The sequence below is a fragment of the Bradyrhizobium pachyrhizi genome (assembly GCF_029714545.1).
Lineage (GTDB): Bacteria > Pseudomonadota > Alphaproteobacteria > Rhizobiales > Xanthobacteraceae > Bradyrhizobium > Bradyrhizobium pachyrhizi.
In genome coordinates this window covers 1,354,642-1,369,431 of the sequence record NZ_CP121667.1, presented here as the reverse complement: position 1 = coordinate 1,369,431, position 14,790 = coordinate 1,354,642, and the positions used below count along the sequence as shown (strand labels likewise).

At 65.8% G+C, this 14,790-nt stretch carries 14 protein-coding genes; 3 read left to right on the top strand and 11 right to left on the bottom strand.

The window, feature by feature from the left end:
• Positions 1-20: 20 nt before the first annotated feature.
• The 3 genes from QA639_RS06135 to QA639_RS06125 all read right to left on the bottom strand — a co-directional run bounded on the left by QA639_RS06135 (position 21) and on the right by QA639_RS06125 (position 2,669).
• A complete protein-coding gene (locus tag QA639_RS06135) occupies positions 21-1,784 on the bottom strand; it encodes an adenylate/guanylate cyclase domain-containing protein (RefSeq protein WP_028335985.1) in 1,764 nt (587 codons plus the stop codon).
• Positions 1,785-1,919: 135 nt separating this feature from the next.
• Positions 1,920-2,192 carry a DUF2312 domain-containing protein gene (locus QA639_RS06130; protein WP_016841616.1) on the bottom strand — a complete coding sequence of 91 codons (273 nt, stop codon included), beginning with the start codon at positions 2,190-2,192 and terminating at the stop codon, positions 1,920-1,922.
• Between the two features lie 174 nt (positions 2,193-2,366).
• Positions 2,367-2,669 carry a DUF1244 domain-containing protein gene (locus QA639_RS06125; RefSeq protein ID WP_028335984.1) on the bottom strand — a complete coding sequence of 101 codons (303 nt, stop codon included), beginning with the start codon at positions 2,667-2,669 and terminating at the stop codon, positions 2,367-2,369.
• 196 nt (positions 2,670-2,865) lie between these two features.
• Between QA639_RS06125 and QA639_RS06120 the strand changes: the two genes are divergently transcribed.
• Together QA639_RS06120 and pyk are read left to right on the top strand one after the other, a co-directional pair.
• The gene (locus QA639_RS06120) at positions 2,866-3,474 is read left to right on the top strand and encodes a DUF1036 domain-containing protein (RefSeq protein ID WP_038377731.1); all 609 of its coding nucleotides are present in this window, start codon (positions 2,866-2,868) and stop codon (positions 3,472-3,474) included.
• Positions 3,471-4,907 carry a pyruvate kinase gene (gene pyk, locus QA639_RS06115; RefSeq protein WP_028335982.1) on the top strand — a complete coding sequence of 479 codons (1,437 nt, stop codon included), beginning with the start codon at positions 3,471-3,473 and terminating at the stop codon, positions 4,905-4,907. Before QA639_RS06120 ends, pyk begins: the two co-directional genes overlap by 4 nt.
• A gap of 77 nt (positions 4,908-4,984) precedes the next feature.
• On the opposite strand, the gene QA639_RS06110 is transcribed toward pyk, so the two are convergent.
• Together QA639_RS06110 and QA639_RS06105 are read right to left on the bottom strand one after the other, a co-directional pair.
• The gene (locus QA639_RS06110; protein WP_283089380.1) at positions 4,985-5,413 is read right to left on the bottom strand and encodes an OsmC family protein; all 429 of its coding nucleotides are present in this window, start codon (positions 5,411-5,413) and stop codon (positions 4,985-4,987) included.
• Positions 5,414-5,489: 76 nt separating this feature from the next.
• Positions 5,490-6,164 carry a TetR/AcrR family transcriptional regulator gene (locus QA639_RS06105; protein ID WP_026191806.1) on the bottom strand — a complete coding sequence of 225 codons (675 nt, stop codon included), beginning with the start codon at positions 6,162-6,164 and terminating at the stop codon, positions 5,490-5,492.
• 396 nt (positions 6,165-6,560) lie between these two features.
• Here QA639_RS06105 and QA639_RS06100 point away from each other — a divergent pair, with 396 nt between their 5' ends.
• Positions 6,561-8,063, top strand: coding sequence for a hypothetical protein (locus tag QA639_RS06100; RefSeq protein WP_028335981.1), 1,503 nt, complete (start codon positions 6,561-6,563; stop codon positions 8,061-8,063).
• Between the two features lie 216 nt (positions 8,064-8,279).
• Here QA639_RS06100 and QA639_RS06095 read toward each other — a convergent pair whose 3' ends face one another.
• The 6 genes from QA639_RS06095 to QA639_RS06070 form a co-directional block, all read right to left on the bottom strand.
• Positions 8,280-8,693 carry a DUF3052 family protein gene (locus QA639_RS06095; RefSeq protein WP_028335980.1) on the bottom strand — a complete coding sequence of 138 codons (414 nt, stop codon included), beginning with the start codon at positions 8,691-8,693 and terminating at the stop codon, positions 8,280-8,282.
• Positions 8,694-8,705: 12 nt separating this feature from the next.
• A complete protein-coding gene (gene ftsH / locus QA639_RS06090; protein ID WP_028335979.1) occupies positions 8,706-10,628 on the bottom strand; it encodes an ATP-dependent zinc metalloprotease FtsH in 1,923 nt (640 codons plus the stop codon).
• Between the two features lie 258 nt (positions 10,629-10,886).
• Positions 10,887-11,921 (bottom strand): tRNA lysidine(34) synthetase TilS, encoded by a 1,035-nt coding sequence (tilS, locus tag QA639_RS06085; RefSeq protein ID WP_028335978.1) that lies wholly within the window; start codon positions 11,919-11,921, stop codon positions 10,887-10,889.
• Positions 11,922-11,973: 52 nt separating this feature from the next.
• On the bottom strand, positions 11,974-13,017 hold the full coding sequence (ybgF, locus tag QA639_RS06080) for a tol-pal system protein YbgF (RefSeq protein WP_028335977.1): 1,044 nt from the start codon (positions 13,015-13,017) through the stop codon (positions 11,974-11,976).
• A gap of 246 nt (positions 13,018-13,263) precedes the next feature.
• Positions 13,264-13,746 carry a peptidoglycan-associated lipoprotein Pal gene (pal, locus tag QA639_RS06075; protein WP_016846948.1) on the bottom strand — a complete coding sequence of 161 codons (483 nt, stop codon included), beginning with the start codon at positions 13,744-13,746 and terminating at the stop codon, positions 13,264-13,266.
• A gap of 271 nt (positions 13,747-14,017) precedes the next feature.
• On the bottom strand, positions 14,018-14,752 hold the full coding sequence (locus QA639_RS06070; protein ID WP_038377730.1) for an N-acyl amino acid synthase FeeM domain-containing protein: 735 nt from the start codon (positions 14,750-14,752) through the stop codon (positions 14,018-14,020).
• Positions 14,753-14,790: the final 38 nt, after the last annotated feature.

Below are 14,790 nucleotides of genomic sequence, written 5' to 3'. Positions count from 1 at the left end.
AAGGATAGCTTTGTGCCGGTTCAGGCCGGCAGCCCTGCCTTGAGCAGGCCGGCCTCGAAGCGTGCCCGATCGGGCTCGCGTTTGTAGTGCTGGGTTGCCAGATGCGCCGACACCGAGAAGGTCGGCTCGCGCTTCAGCACCTCGGCGGCATGGGCGGAGGCTGCCACCGTATTGCCCATCTGCGCGAAGGTCGCCGCGAGGAAGGCGTGATGGGTATGGTCGGGGCGCGTGATCCGCGAGAACGCCTCGGCGGCGTCGGCGTATTTCTCGGCGCAATAGCAGGCCCGGCCGAGATGGCTCCAGAAGCGCTCCGGATGGAACGGATTGAGGCGCATCGACCGCTTGATCCAGTCGATGCCTTCCTCGGGCCGCCCGAGCCAGGTCAGGAGCTCGCCCTGCTGCACGACGACGAGGTCGTAATTCGGGTTCAGCGCGAGCGCGCGCTCCTGGTGGAAGGCCGCCTTGTCGTGGTCGTCGCGGTTGAGGTTCAGCGCGGCGAGAATCCGGTGCACGTCGCTGTCATTGTCGTCGAGCTTGAGCGCGATCTCGAGCTCTGCGGCGACCTGCGCCATGGTCGCGTCGCGGTCGGTGCACCAGTTGTAGACCCAGGTCTGGCCGAGCACGCAGGCCCGCCAGGCGTGGGCATGGGCATAGTTCGGGTCAAGCACGATGGCCCGCTCGAGCAGGCGCTGCGCCTCCGCGTTGTCGTCCCGTGCCGAGCGATGATGCAGCACCTTGGCGGCGAGCACGCACTCGTAGGCCGCCATGTTGTCGGTCGGCTTGCGCTTGACGCGGTCATGCGCGGCAGCCTCGACGCGCCCCGGCAAGGTCGCCACGATCGCGCGCGTCATCTCGTCCTGGATGGCGAAGATGTCGGCCAGCTCGCGGTCGTAGCGTTCGGCCCAGACATGCCGGTCGGCCACGGCGTCGATCAGCTGCACGGTGACGCGGATCCGGCCGCCCGCCTTCCGCACGCTGCCTTCCAGCACATAGTCGACGGCGAATTCCTTCGCGACGTCCTGCACCTTCACGGCCTTGCCCTTGTACACGAAGGTCGAGTTGCGCGAGATCACCAGCAGATCGTGGAAGCGCGACAGCTCGGTGATGATGTCCTCGGTGAGCCCGTCGGCGAAGAATTCCTGCTCCGGATCGCCGCTCATGTTGACGAGCGGCAGCACGGCGATGGAGGGCTTCTTGGCGACGACAGGGGCGGCCACCGCACTCGGGTGCTCCGGAACGGGCCTGGCACCGGATTCGAGATGGACGCGGAAAACCCGGATTGGGCGCGCGATGTTCTTGACGGTCTGGTCGCCGAGATCCTCGAAGCTCAGATCTTCCAGGCGATCGCCGACCTGATCGCGCACCGCGCCGGAAATGCAGATGCCGCCGGGCTCGGCCAGCGTCTCCAGACGGGACGCGACGTTGACGCCGTCGCCGAAGATATCGGCGCCGTCAACGATCACGTCGCCAAGATTGATGCCGATGCGAAACTGCATCCAGCGCGCCGGCGCGACGTCGGCGTTGCGCTTCGCCATCCGGCTCTGGACCTCGGCCGCGCACAGCACCGCATCGACGACGCTATGGAATTCAACCAGCAGGCCGTCGCCGGTGGTCTTGATGATGCGGCCGCGATTCTTGGCGATGGCCGGATCGATCAGCTCGATGCGATGGGTTTTGAGGCGCGCAAGGGTCCCCGTCTCGTCAGCCTCCATCAGGCGGCTATAGCCGACCATGTCGGCGGCGAGGACCGCAGCGAGCCGGCGCTCTGGTCCTGGCACGTCCATCTGAACGATCTGCCCGATTACCTCGCCGCCAGTGTAGCAAATCCCGGGATTTCACCCAAGCCTCGACAGGAGGTCTTCCAGCAGCTTTGGGGGGCGCCCTTGGCGAACGCCCGGCAGGGGTGGCCGCTGGCCGCCTCAGAGCATCCCCAGCGCCTGCATGTAGGTCTCCAGGATGGTCTCCTGCTCCTGGCGCTCGTTCGGATCCTGCTTGCGCAGACGGATGATGGCGCGCAGCGCCTTGACGTCGAAGCCGTTGCCCTTGCTCTCGGCATAGACGTCGCGAATGTCGTCCGAGATCGTCTTCTTCTCTTCTTCCAGCCGCTCGATGCGCTCGATGATGGACTTGAGCTGGTCCTTGGCAAATCGCGTTGCGGGCTCTTCCTTGACGGCGGCAGACGTGGTGGCCATCGCGCACTCCTCAACAGGTATTGAAATGTTACGCGAATACGCGCCTTGCGCACCGCTTGCTGCGGGCGACCCTCGATTTTGGCGCGCCTTCCGTCAAGGAAACATCGCGCTCATCCACAGCGCGCCCACAGGAGATGCGGACGGCCGCGGAACTGACGTCACACAGGCTGAGGTTTAATGCCCGCTCTGGGCTTTCTTCATCGCCGCGAGCTGCTCGGGCGTCGCGCTGCCCTGATACTTCGCCTTCCATTCCTCATACGGCATGCCGTAGACCGCCTCACGGCTCTCGTCCTTGCTCACGGTAAGGCCCTTGGCGTCCGCCTCTTCCTTCATCCAGTTGGACAGGCAGTTGCGGCAGAAGCCGGCGAGGTTCATGAGGTCGATGTTTTGCACATCGGTGCGGTCGCGCAGGTGACTGACGAGACGCCGGAAGACCGCGGCCTCGAGTTCCGTTCTGGTTTTGTCGTCAATGCTCATGATCGTGATCCCGTGTGTCGCGCTCACCATATTGATATCAGGTGGGAATTGTCACAGATTTTGCCATATCGGCGCGCAAAACGGACCCGTCCGGCCACCCTGGCCACGGTCCGACAGCGTCGCAGACGGGCGCCCGCCCGTTGACAGTGCCGGCCGGGCACGCGAAATCGTCCATGATTTGATATAGCTTCGCTGCATGAGCCCAACAGATTCCCTCGCCTCAGCTCCCCGCAATATCCGCCTGACGTTGGCCGGCCTCCTGCCGGTGCTGGCGCTTGTCGCGGCCTGCCTGTGGACGAGTCCGGCGGCCGCCGATTTCCGGCTCTGCAACAACACCTCGAGCCGCGTCGGCATCGCGCTCGGCTACAAGGACGCCGAGGGCTGGACCACCGAGGGCTGGTGGAACGTGTCGTCGCGCACCTGCGAGACCTTGCTGCGCGGCAACCTTGTGGCGCGCTACTACTACATCTACGCTCTCGACTATGATCGCGGCGGCGAATGGTCCGGCCAGGCCTTCATGTGCTCGCGCGATAAGGAATTCACCATCAAGGGCACCGAAAATTGCCTGGCGCGCGGGTTCGACCGCACCGGCTTCTTCGAGGTCGATACCGGCGAGCAGCGTGCATGGACCGTCCAGCTAACCGAAGCCAACGAACAACAGCCGCAGAAAGTACCGGGAATGCCGGGCGGCGTGGGTCCAGGAAGTCCCGGGGCGATGCCGGGCCTGCCCAACCCGCCGCCGGGCGCAGCGCCTCCGGGCGCGTCTGGTCTGCCGCCAGCCGCACCACCCGGAAACAAACCATGAGACGACTGCGTCGAATCAAGATCCTCGCAACACTCGGCCCGGCCTCCTCAGACAGCGCGATGATCCGCAAGCTGTTCGAGGCGGGCGCCGACGTCTTCCGCATCAACATGAGCCATACCCCGCATGACAAGATGCGGGAGCTGGTCAAGACCATCCGCAATGTCGAATCGAGCTACGGCCGGCCGATCGGCATCCTGGTCGACCTGCAAGGGCCGAAGCTGCGGCTTGGCTCGTTCGCGGAAGGCTCGACCCAGCTCAAGAACGGCCAGAGCTTCATTCTGGATTCCGACAAGACGCCGGGCGACAACAGCCGCGTCCAGCTTCCGCATCCGGAGATCCTCGCGGCGCTCCGCCCGGGCCACGCACTGCTGCTCGACGACGGCAAGGTGCGGCTGATCGCCGAGGAAACCTCGCCCGAGCGCGCGATCACGCGCGTCGTGATCGGCGGCAAGATGTCGGACCGCAAGGGCGTCAGCCTGCCCGATACCGATCTGCCGGTGTCGGCGATGACCGCAAAGGACCGCGCCGACCTGGAAGCCGCGCTGCCGGAGGGGATCGACTGGGTCGCGCTGTCCTTCGTGCAGCGAGCCGAGGACGTGATCGAGGCCAAGAAGATGATCCGCGGCCGCGCCGCCGTGATGGCCAAGATCGAGAAGCCGCAGGCGATCGACCGCCTCGCCGACATCATCGAAGCATCGGACGCGCTGATGGTGGCGCGTGGCGATCTCGGCGTCGAACTGCCGCTGGAACGGGTGCCGAGCCTGCAGAAGCAGATGATCCGGATGGCGCGCCGCGCCGGCCGGCCGGTGGTGGTCGCAACGCAAATGCTGGAATCGATGATCCAGGCGCCGGTGCCGACGCGCGCCGAAGTCTCCGACGTCGCCACCGCCGTCTACGAAGGCGCCGACGCCATCATGCTGTCGGCGGAATCCGCCGCCGGCAAATTCCCGGTGGAGGCGGTCTCGACCATGAACCGCATCGGCGAGGAGGTGGAGCGCGACCCGACCTATCGCAACGTGATCAACGCGCAACGCGTCGATCCCGAAGCGACGGTGGGTGACGCCATTGCCGACGCGGCGCGGCAGATCGCCGAGACGCTCGACCTGTCGGCGATCATCTGCTGGACGTCGTCAGGCTCGACCGCGATCCGCGTGGCCCGCGAGCGGCCCAAGGTGCCGGTGGTCGCGATCACGCCGAACCTCGTCACCGGCCGCAAGCTGTCGGTGGTGTGGGGGGTGCATTGCGTGGTCGCCGAGGACGCCCACGATCTCGACGACATGGTCGACCGCGCCGGCTCGATTGGGTTCCGCGACGGTTTTGCCAAGGCCGGCCAGCGCGTCATCATCGTTGCCGGCGTGCCGCTCCGCGCCCCCGGCACCACCAACATGCTGCGCATCGCCTCGGTCGGCCCGAGCGGCGACGCGCAGCTCTAGATTCCTGTTTGACGCGTTGTCTTCACGCGAACCGGTGCCCGCTTCGCTCGAAAACGCATTAACCCGCCGCGCCGCGATCAGCCCTGCAATGACGCGTCGAGCGTGATCTTGGTGTTGAGCAGCTTCGACACCGGACATCCGGCTTTCGCCTTGCCGGCCAGTTCCTGGAACGTCGCATTATCGGCGCCCGGGATCTTCGCCGACAGCATCAGGTGCACCGCGGTGACGGCGAAGCCGTCGGCGACCTTCTCCAGGGTCACATCGGCCTTGGTCTCCATATGCTCCGCCGTGAGCTTGGCTTCGCCGAGAATCAGCGACAGCGCCATCGTGAAGCAGGCGGCATGCGCCGCGCCGATCAGCTCCTCCGGGTTCGAACCCGGTTTGCCCTCGAAGCGGCTGGCGAAGCCGTAGGGGTAATCCGAGAGCGCGCCGCTCTTGGTCGAGATCGCGCCCTTGCCGTCCTTGATGCCGCCCTGCCATTTGGCCGAGCCATGGGTCGTCGTCATGGGTTGCTCCGTGAGGTGGTTGAGCCCAGCCCCGAAACCTACAACGCCATTGCGACAGAAGTGTTCTTCGCGCGCCTCAGGCGCCGACCAGCGCCTTCGCCGGGGTCGTTGCCTGCACCACGAGGCCACGCGCGCGTGCGTCCATCACGCCGACCGCGCGCAGCGCAAGCAGCGTCACGGTCTGCACCGCGTCACGCAGCTTGATCGGATCGTCGAGATTGGCCGGCGCCAGCGGGCCGACCAGCGCTTCGTGCAGCGCGCCGAGCAAGGCGGTGGCGGCCAGCGCCGTGTCCTGCGCCGGCAGGTGGCCGGCGCGCACCGCGGCATCGATGCGCATGGCAAGCTCGCCGGAAATATCGCGGCGGCTGGCGAGGCGCGAGGCGGTGACGTCGACGTCGACCGGCTCGGCCAAAATGCCCCAGGCGAGCTTGCGCTGCGACAGCACGTGGACCGCGATCGTCGTCACCGCGGCGGCCAGCGCCGATGACGGCCCTGGCGCGGCATCCGCGGCGCGCCGGATCGCCGTGAGCTCGTCGCGCGAGACTTCCGTGATCAATTCCGAGATCAGTTCGGCCTTCGACGGGAAATAGCGGTAGACCGTTCCGGCCGCGACATTGGCCCGCACCGCGACGGGTGCGATCTGGACCGCCGCCATGCCGCCCGCCGCCGCCGCGTCCCGCGCAGCCGACAGGATGGCGCTGCGCCGCGCAGCCAGCCGTTTCACGACCTGATGAGTTCGCCGGTAAACCATGGCGTTCCGTCCCCCCGCCGTGCGCCCCGGCCGGCGCCCACCGGCAGAACACACGAGTCTTCAACGTTTTGAGCGATTGATCCCGCAATCGCCTGAAGAAGTGAACAACTATTCAGACTGAATGACAAGCTGGAATTGTAAGGATTTTTTGCAACCTCTGGTACCACCTCTGATTGAGCCAACGGCACTCCGGCCCCTCCCCGATCGGATCAGGGCCGCGATGGTAAATCGCCGGCTAAGCTGATCGCTCGAAATCGAGACATCTGATCTTGCGCATGCGCGCGATATCAGCTGCGGCATTTACCCGAATTTATCGGAAGCCGTGGTCGAGTGCGCGCCAGCATCACGCGTGGCGTTGGCTCTGGATGCCCCCGGCCGAAACAAGCAAGAAAGCGCATGTCACTCTCCATCACCAGCAGCGTGAGCAGCCGTAGCGCGGCGCGAGGACTGGTGCCGCTGTGCGCCGCCGTGGGCGCCTATCTGTTCTATCTCTCGGCCGGCGAAATCCTGCTGCGCGATTCCGACACGATGTGGCAGATCAGGGTCGGACAGTGGATCCTCGAACACGGCGCGATGCCGACATCGGACGTGTTCTCGTTCACCCGTTTCGGCGAGCCCTGGATCTCGAGCTCGTGGCTGTCGCAGGTGGCGTACGCGCTCGTCTACGGCGGCGATTGGGCCGGGCCGGTGATCCTGTCGTCGATGGCGATCGGCGCGACGGTCGCGATCTTCCTGCATCTGCTGAGCCCGTATTTCGATCCGGCGCGCGCGATCCTGATCGCGGCGCTGGCGCTGCTGTTGTCGACGATCCACTTCTTCGCGCGGCCCCACGTGCTGGCGCTGCCGGTGCTGCTGGCGTTCATCGGCGGCCTGCTCGCGGCCGCGGATCGCCGCACTTCACCGTCATGGTGGCTGCTGCCGCTGATGACGCTGTGGGCCAATCTGCATGGCGGCTTCGTTCTCGGCCTGGCGCTGATCGGACCGATCGGACTGGAGGCGGTGTGGAACGGGGAGCCCGGCCGCCGCCGTCAGCTTGTCGTGCGATGGGGCCTTTTCGGCCTCGCCGCGCTGGCCGCGAGCTGCCTGACGCCCTATGGCTGGACCAGCCTGCTGGGCGCGACCAAGATCCTCAGCCTCGGCAAATTGCTGACGCTGATCGGGGAATGGAAGCCGGCGGATTTCAGCAAGCCCAGCTTCTTCGAAGCCACGCTGCTCGGCCTGATCGGCCTGATCTGCTATCGCAGGCTGACGCTGTCGGTGCCGCGGATCCTGCTGCTGCTCGGGCTGATCTGGATGGCGCTGAGCCATGTCCGCAACATCGAGGTGTTCGCGTTCATCGCACCGCTGGTGCTCGCCAAGCCGATCGCCGAGCAATGGGGAACGGCAAGCGCCACCGCGGCCCGCTTCGGAGAAACGCGCGCATTCCCCGTCGTCACGATCCTGGCTGCGATCGCGATGGTGATCGGCGCATGGGTGACGACGGCGATGTTCGTCGCGCAGCATCAGTTCAAGTTCCTGCCGATGTTCTCGCCCGTGGCCGCGGTCGATGTGCTGCAGCAGCACAAGGCGCAGCGCGTCTTCAGCACGGCGCCGTTCGGCGGCTACATGGTGAGCCGCGACATGAAGGTGTTCATCGACGGCCGCGCCGAGCTCTATGGCGAGCAATTCGTGCTCGACTATTACGATGCGCTCGACGCCCGTGACGTCGGGCAGTTGCTGGGCCTGCTCGACAAGTACCGGATCGACGCCACGCTGCTGAGCTCGGACTCGCCCGCGGGCAACGCGCTGGATCACCTGAAGGGCTGGAAGCGGCTGTACAAGGACGACATCGCCGTCATCCATGTGCGCTCGGACGAGACCAAGGTTGGTGCGGCGCCGGCGGCCGAGCGTTCGAACTAGGGCGCCCCCCACATGCGTCGCGTCCGCTTTTGCCTCGCGGGTCCCTGACCTAGGTCGGCTCACCTATCGAAAGCGGACGTTGCAGCCTTCTGAACAAAGCTCAGCTGCGGTCCAGAAGCGGACTATTGCATTCTAGAAACTTTGACCAGGAGCTCTCTCAACCACTTGTGCTGGGCATCCCCATTTTGACGCGGATGCCAACTCGCCGTGGAGGTCTCAGCGCTTGCCGCGCTCTTTGACCGGGATCACGAGTTTCAGTCCCGACCAGACGTCATCGACGGCGCAGACCTTGACGTCGACCAGGCCGTTCGCGAGCCCGGTTTCGCGGACCTCCATCTCTGTAAGGTCGGTCGCGACGCCCGAACTCTTCTTCGGCCACGACACCCAGATCATGCCGTCGGGCGCGATCGCCCGACGGTAATGCCGCAGCCTGGCCGCAAGCCCCTTGGCCTCGGCCGCGAACAGGTGCACGGCATCGAGCGGCGTCCGTGCGGTCTTCGCGATCAGCAGATCGGCGGGCAGTTCGCCGACAATGTTGCCGTAGGGAACGGACAGCCCGTCGACAAAAATACAAAAGCCCGGCTTGAGGCCGAGCTTTTGCACAATCGGTTTGCCGGAAGCACCGGCCATGGCGGGCGAGGCTTACGCCTGCGGCTGCGGCTCCATGCCGGTGTCCGGATCGGGACGCGGGCGCGGCTTGCCGGCCGGCGGCACGGCGGATGCGCGCGGCGTCGACGGCTCCAGCACCGACTCGCGGTTGGGCTTCTTGCCCTTCAAGAGGTCGATGATCTCGTCGCCGGTCAGCGTCTCGAACTCGAGCAGGCCCTTGGCGAGCGCCTCGAGATCCTCGCGCTTCTCGGTGAGGATCTTGGTCGCCTCGTTGTAGCCTTCCTCGACCAGACGCCTGATCTCGGAGTCGATCTTCTGGACGGTCGCCTCCGACGCGTTCTGCGTGCGCGAGACCGACATGCCGAGGAACACCTCGTCCTGGTTCTCGCCGTAGGAGACGGTGCCGAGCTCTTCCGAGAGGCCCCAGCGCGTCACCATCATGCGGGCCAGGCGGGTCGCCTGCTCGATGTCGGAGGCGGCACCCGAGGTCACCTTCTCGCGGCCGAAGATCAGCTCTTCGGCGACGCGGCCACCCATCATGATGGCAAGCCGCGAAGTCATCTGCTCGAGCGACATCGACAGCTTGTCGCGCTCGGGCAGCTGCATCACCATGCCCAGCGCACGGCCGCGCGGAATGATGGTCGCCTTGTGGATCGGATCGGTCGCGACGACGTTGAGGCCGACGATGGCGTGACCGCCCTCGTGATAGGCCGTCAGCAACTTCTCTTCCTCGGTCATCACGAGCGACTTGCGCTCGGCGCCCATCATCACCTTGTCCTTGGCCTCTTCGAACTCGGCCTGCGTCACCATCCGCTTGTTGCGGCGGGCGGCGGTCAGCGCAGCCTCGTTGACGAGGTTCATCAGGTCGGCACCCGAGAAGCCCGGGGTGCCGCGCGCGATGGTCTTGAGGTTGATATCCGGAGCCAGCGGCACCTTGCGGACGTGAACCTTGAGGATCTGCTCGCGGCCGACGACGTCCGGGTTCGGCACCACGACCTGGCGGTCGAAGCGGCCGGGACGCAGCAGCGCGGGATCGAGCACGTCGGGACGGTTGGTCGCCGCGATCAGGATCACGCCCTCATTGGCCTCGAAGCCGTCCATCTCGACCAGCAACTGGTTCAGCGTCTGCTCGCGCTCATCGTTGCCGCCGCCGAGGCCGGCGCCGCGATGACGGCCGACCGCGTCGATTTCGTCGATGAAGATGATGCAGGGCGCGTTCTTCTTGGCCTGCTCGAACATGTCGCGGACGCGGCTCGCGCCGACGCCGACGAACATCTCGACGAAGTCAGAACCGGAGATGGTGAAGAACGGCACGTTGGCTTCGCCCGCGACCGCGCGCGCGATCAGCGTCTTGCCGGTGCCGGGAGGGCCGACCAGCAACACGCCGCGCGGAATCCGTCCGCCGAGCCGCTGGAATTTGCCGGGGTCGCGGAGGAATTCGACGATCTCCTGCAGATCCTGCTTGGCCTCGTCGACACCCGCGACGTCCTCGAAGGTGACGCGGCCATGCGCCTCGGTCAGCATCTTGGCGCGCGACTTGCCAAAGCCCATCGCCTTGCCGGCGCCGCCCTGCATCTGCCGCGACAGGAAGATCCACACGCCGATCAGCGCGATGAACGGCAACCAGGAGACGAGCAGCGAGACGAACCACGGCACGTTGTCGCCGGGCGCCTTCGCGGTGATCTGCACCTTGGCGTCATAGAGGCGCTTCACGAGCGTCGGATCGCTCGGCGCGTAGGTCTGGAAGCTCGTGCCGTTGTTGAAGGTGCCGTGAATCTCCGGCCCCTGGATCACGACGTCGCGGACATGGCCCTGATCGACCTCAGTGAGAAGCTGCGAGAACGAGATGTCCGAGGACGACGAGCGCTGGCCAGGATTCTGGAAAAGCGTGAACAACGCCAGCAACAGCAGGACAATGATGACCCAGAGGGCGAAATTCCGCAGATTGGCGTTCATGGTCTTCCTTCGTGGTCGCGCGGATCGCGGCCTCTCTCTATCCTTGGGCAGGCTCTGTGGGAATCCCCAGGGAATCCATCCCGTCGATGGCATACAATTTAGGTGCCGCTGGGGTAGATGCCAAGGGAACCACGCACGACTATTTACCGCATCCTAGCGCGATTCCCGGTCAAAAAATGGCGCTGAATCCGGTGTTTTTCCGGGGTGGTTAAGCCTCTTTGCCCGATTATGACAGCGATTGAAACAATCGAACCCGGCTCAGCGGGAGCGCGCCCGGCGGGGTGGCGCCGGCCCGATCCTGATACGGCCGGCGGCGACGCTGATGACCGCTCCGGCAAGGGTCTGTTTCAGCTTGGATTCGCGTTTTCCCAAAGTCCCATCCAAGGCCTCGTCCATCGCGGCGAGCAGGGTTTCGACCTTGGCGAGCTCGGCCGGCCCCTCATGTCCGATGCGGTCGATGGCGCGCTTGAGCAGACGGACGCGGATTTCCTCGGGCATCACCGCGAACAGTGCAGCATCGAAGCCCGCGCCGGAGTTATCCTCGCTCTTCGACGCAAGATAGTGCTCGGCGCCGTCGACCAGCACCTCCAGGGCGGCGTTGGCGCGCGCGATCCTTGCGGCAAGCCGCGCCAGGTTCCGCGCGTCGCCGCCCTCCGCCGCGAGCATCGGCATCAGCGCGCGCAGCCTCGGACGCGTGAAGGATCGATCGCGGTTGGTCGGATCGTCGGCAAAGCCGATGCGCGCCTTCTTCAGCGTCGCGATCAGCTGGGCCTTGGAGATGTCGAGCAGCGGCCGCGTCAGCAAGACGCCGTCGCGCTCGGTCTCGCGCGCCATTGCCGAGAGGCCCGCAACGCCGCTGCCGCGCAGCATCCGCATCAGCAGTGTCTCGGCCTGATCGTCACGGGTGTGTGCGGTCAAAATATGCGTGGCGCCATGCCTGCGTGCGGCCTGCGCGAGCAGTCGATAGCGGGCCGCGCGCGCGGCCGCCGGCACGCCGGTTCCAGGCTTTGGTCCAGTCCAACGCAACGTGTGGTGCGGCAGGTCGAGACTTCGCGCCAGCCGCTTGACGTCGCGCGCCTCGCGAGCCGCTTCAGGACGCAGGCCGTGATCGACCGTGACCGCCACCAGCCGCGGTCCCTGCGCGAGCGCGCGGCGCCAGCGCGCGGCGAGCCACATCAGCGCGACTGAATCGGGACCACCGGACACCGCAAGCAGGAGCGCCGGCGCGCCCGCAAGGCCTGCGAACAGGCGCTTGGCGTCCCGTGCCGGGATGGCGGATTGGTCGTCGGGCATCGCAAAACCAGCTGCTGGCGGAGAGGCCGGAAGCGGCCCTCCCGCATCTGGTTTAGCACTTCACGCGCTTCTGCTCGCGGTCAACCGCAGCCTTGACCCCGCCGGACGCGCGCGGGTACTTCCGCGCGATCTCGCCGAACGCGGCGCAAGCCGCTTCCTTTTCCTTTAGCGCCGCCAGCGACTGGCCGAGCCGCAGCAGGGCGTCGGGCGCCTTCGCGGACTTGTCGAACTTGGTGGTCACGCCGAGGAAGGTCTCCGCAGCATCGCGATATTGCTGGCGCTGGAAATAGCTTTCGCCGAGCCAGTATTGCGAGTCCGCCACCAGGGGATCGTTCGGATACTTCTGGCCGAAATTCTTCATCGTCTCTTCGGCGAGCGCATAGTCCTTGCGCTGCATATAGCCGATGCCGAGGTCGAACTCATCCTTCGGCGTCGCCGACGGCGGCAGCGTGGTCAGGGCTGCGCTCGCGCCGGGCGCACGCTGCGGGCTGGTGTTGCCGAGATTGAGCGGCTCGCCTGCCCCACGGCCGCCGGGCGCACCAACCGCCGCCTCACTGGGCATCGCCATCCCGCCGCCGCCAAGTGCGCGCGGTGCCCCTGGGGCATTCGGGTTCTGGTTCGGATCGAAGGCATCGCCGCGGCCGCGGCGGCCGGAAGCCGCCGGCGCCGGCTCCTGCGCGATCGGCGCGGGCGCCGCGATCTGCTGCTGCTGGTCATAGCCGCCCTGCGGCTGCCGGCCATATCCTTGCTGCGGCTGGCCGTAGCCTTGCTGGGGTTGGGCGTAGCCCGGCTGCGGTTGCGGGTAGGCCTGCGGTTGCTGCGCCGGTGGTGGCGCCGCCGCGACGGGTTGGCCCGCCGGAGCCTGTCCACCTGGGCCGGGCGGTTGCCCGCCAAGCTGCCGCAGCCGCTCCTCGAGCTGGCGGTTACGGTATTGCAGTTCCTCGTTCTGACCGGTCAGCTGCCGCAGCTGGTTCTCGAGCCGCTCGATCCGCATTTCAGCATCGGAATCGTCGGATTGGGCAAACACTGGCGAGGAAACGGCGAGCAACGCCGCGATCGCCGCGGCGGAGGAAAGAAAATGAATCCTGGATGACATTTTGCCCTGACGACGAGATCGACGTGAAAAGCGAGCGACATTGAGGGACGGAGTACGCCGGAATTGTGACTGGCACTTCAAATCCGGGACAGCGTCGCGCGACACCGGTTTAGTACGGACGCTGGAACAAGCAAGCGGCCAATTGCGCGCAGCTTCGTTCATCTTGATGACGGCCCGGCTTTCACGCGGCCAAAACAAAGCCGGCGCCCGAAGGCGCCGGCTTGAAAACACTCATTCAGGTTCGCGTCAGGAGCTGGCGTTCAGCACGGTGACGGCACGACGATTCTGCGACCAGCAGGAGATGTCGTTACAGACCGCGACCGGACGCTCCTTGCCGTAGGAAATGGTGCGCATGCGGCTCGGATCGATGCCGCGCGAGGCAAGGTAAGCGCGGACCGACTGGGCACGGCGGGCACCGAGCGCGATGTTGTATTCGCGGGTGCCGCGCTCGTCGGCATGACCTTCGATGGTGAAGGAGTAACGGTTATAGGTCTGCAGCCACTGCGCCTGCTTGTCGAGGGTCGCCGTCGCCTGCGGGCTCAGATCGGTCTGATCGCTCTCAAAGAACACGCGGTCGCCGACATTGACCACGAAATCCTGCTGGCTGCCCGGGGTCGCGGCGCCCCCAATCGCGCCATTGGCGTCCAACGGGTTCTTGTTGGCGCAGGCACCCATCGACAGCGCCACCGCCAGAACCGCAACCAGCTTCATACCCTGGAGATAATTCATTCCCGGAGCCTCCACGCTCGCGCTCTTCGTACTACCCAATCGGTCTACAGGGCGATGGTTAAGCGAACGTTCCGTCAACCTTGACGAGACCTTGCTCGACCCCATCAAATGCCAGGTAATGGCGAAAAGCGCCCCCGATGGTTAATGGGTGGCAAATGTGGCGCGATGGTGAAGGGAAGGCAAGGTTCGCGGGAACCGGCCGCTTTTGCAGGGCAATTTGGCCTGCGCGCAACAGTCGATCGACACTGAGTCGATGAGAATGCCGTTTCCCTCAGGGATTCGGCACGATCGAAGCGCGCTCGAACGGCTGCACGAAGCCGTCGGGCTGCAACTGGCCTTCGCGGTCGAACAGCATTCGCCGCTCGAAGGCGCTGGAGCGCAGGAAGGGATAGCGGGCCAGCACGCGTTCCCGCACCGTCGGCAGATGCGACGCCATCAAGCCGACCGGCTTCACCAGCCCGGGATAGAGCCGCGGCTCCGACCAGGTCTCGTGCAGGAACACACGCCGGTAGAACGCCATGTGCTCGGGCCGGACCGGCGCCAGGCCGTAGTCAGCGTTGAAGTGCACGCCCGCCGTCGAGCCGAGGCGCACCGTGACATAAGGAAGTTCCGGATTGTTCCGGGCCTTTTCGGGATCCGCGACGAAGCGCGTCGAGTCGATGAAGACCAGGCCCTGATCAAGCTTCGGCAGCAGCACGTCGCCGAACACCTCGAGCGTCGGCGAGGTTCGCCACTCCGGCGTCACCACGGTGATGCGGATCGAGCTGCAGAGTTCGCCTTGCAGATAGACACCGAACACCCAAGCATTCGGCGCATCATCGAACTGATCGACGACCCGCTCGTCCGCCGAGGGCCGGATCGCGCCTTCACGCAGATAGGCGCGATAGCGAAGCCGGTAGATCTCGTCTTTCTGTTCCGGGGTCTGAGCGAGGCGGTAATCGACTTGATCCAGAGGGTCCGCAAGCCTTCCTGTCGCGGGCTTGATGGCTTCGGCCGCGGACCTCATTTGGTACTCCCTGAACAACTCAACAACTTCAACGCGCG

Excerpts from the sequence above, each read along its gene's own strand:
- QA639_RS06135 (WP_028335985.1), bottom strand. The coding sequence starts at position 1,784 with ATGGACGTGCCAGGACCAGAGCGCCGGCTCGCTGCGGTCCTCGCCGCC.
- QA639_RS06130 (WP_016841616.1), bottom strand. The coding sequence starts at position 2,192 with ATGGCCACCACGTCTGCCGCCGTCAAGGAAGAGCCCGCAACGCGATTT.
- QA639_RS06125 (WP_028335984.1), bottom strand. The coding sequence starts at position 2,669 with ATGAGCATTGACGACAAAACCAGAACGGAACTCGAGGCCGCGGTCTTC.
- QA639_RS06120 (WP_038377731.1), top strand. The coding sequence starts at position 2,866 with ATGAGCCCAACAGATTCCCTCGCCTCAGCTCCCCGCAATATCCGCCTG.
- pyk (WP_028335982.1), top strand. The coding sequence starts at position 3,471 with ATGAGACGACTGCGTCGAATCAAGATCCTCGCAACACTCGGCCCGGCC.
- QA639_RS06110 (WP_283089380.1), bottom strand. The coding sequence starts at position 5,413 with ATGACGACGACCCATGGCTCGGCCAAATGGCAGGGCGGCATCAAGGAC.
- QA639_RS06105 (WP_026191806.1), bottom strand. The coding sequence starts at position 6,164 with ATGGTTTACCGGCGAACTCATCAGGTCGTGAAACGGCTGGCTGCGCGG.
- QA639_RS06100 (WP_028335981.1), top strand. The coding sequence starts at position 6,561 with ATGTCACTCTCCATCACCAGCAGCGTGAGCAGCCGTAGCGCGGCGCGA.
- QA639_RS06095 (WP_028335980.1), bottom strand. The coding sequence starts at position 8,693 with ATGGCCGGTGCTTCCGGCAAACCGATTGTGCAAAAGCTCGGCCTCAAG.
- ftsH (WP_028335979.1), bottom strand. The coding sequence starts at position 10,628 with ATGAACGCCAATCTGCGGAATTTCGCCCTCTGGGTCATCATTGTCCTG.
- tilS (WP_028335978.1), bottom strand. The coding sequence starts at position 11,921 with ATGCCCGACGACCAATCCGCCATCCCGGCACGGGACGCCAAGCGCCTG.
- ybgF (WP_028335977.1), bottom strand. The coding sequence starts at position 13,017 with ATGTCATCCAGGATTCATTTTCTTTCCTCCGCCGCGGCGATCGCGGCG.
- pal (WP_016846948.1), bottom strand. The coding sequence starts at position 13,746 with ATGAATTATCTCCAGGGTATGAAGCTGGTTGCGGTTCTGGCGGTGGCG.
- QA639_RS06070 (WP_038377730.1), bottom strand. The coding sequence starts at position 14,752 with ATGAGGTCCGCGGCCGAAGCCATCAAGCCCGCGACAGGAAGGCTTGCG.